Raw genomic sequence first — 779 nt, 5'->3', positions numbered from 1 at the left:
GTATTAGAGCGGGTTTTCGGCGTAGAACTCCAGCACGCGCTGCTTGAAGCTCTTATCGCCGACGGCCAGCATATGGTCGCGGCCCTCGATGTGGAATGCCCTTGCATTCGGCATCAACGCCGCCAGTTCGTCCGGCGAGCCGCCAATGTCGTCCTTGGTGCCGACGGCGATCAGGGTCGGCTGGGAAATCCGCGCCATGTCACCTTCGCTGAGCAGTTCGCGCGAGGTGGCGATACAAGCGGCAAGCGCCCGGCGGTCGCTGCGCGTCTGGTCGGCGAAGGCGCGAAACGAGCGGCCGCGCGGATGCGTCGTCGCCGCTGGATCTTCGGCAAGAAGTGCCGCCGCGATCGGGTCCCAGTCGCCGACACCGTCGACCATGCCGATGCCAAGGCCGCCGAACACCAGCGTCGCCACCTTGTCCGGGTCGGACAGCGCCAGGAAAGCCGAGATGCGCGCGCCCATCGAATAGCCCATCACATGGGCCCGTTCGATACCGAGATGATCGAGCAAGGCCGCCCCGTCCGAGGCCATCCTGGCCGGCGTGTAGTCGGCCTCGTCATAGCTTTTCGACGACGAGCCATGACCACGATTGTCGAAGGCAATCGCCCGGTAGCCGGCATCGTTCAGCGTCTTGAACCAGCCGGGCGACACCCAGTTGACATAGTGGCTGGAGGCAAAGCCGTGGATCATCAGCACCGGATCGCCGTAGCCCGATGCCGGCTGGCGATCGAGATAGGCAAGGTCGAAACCGTCGTGCGAAAAATACTGCATCGGCAAAG

The 779-nt window shown here is 64.2% G+C and carries 1 protein-coding gene; it reads right to left on the bottom strand.

Annotation, left to right across the window (positions count from 1 at the left end):
• Window positions 1–3: 3 nt before the first annotated feature.
• Window positions 4–771, bottom strand: coding sequence for an alpha/beta hydrolase (locus EN742_RS36540; protein WP_189375763.1), 768 nt, complete (start codon window positions 769–771; stop codon window positions 4–6).
• Window positions 772–779: the final 8 nt, after the last annotated feature.

It is taken from the genome of Mesorhizobium sp. M4A.F.Ca.ET.020.02.1.1, from assembly GCF_004022645.1.
Lineage (GTDB): Bacteria > Pseudomonadota > Alphaproteobacteria > Rhizobiales > Rhizobiaceae > Mesorhizobium.
This window is presented reverse-complemented; position numbering and strand designations above follow the sequence as displayed.

Excerpts from the sequence above, each read along its gene's own strand:
- EN742_RS36540 (WP_189375763.1), bottom strand. The coding sequence starts at position 771 with ATGCAGTATTTTTCGCACGACGGTTTCGACCTTGCCTATCTCGATCGC.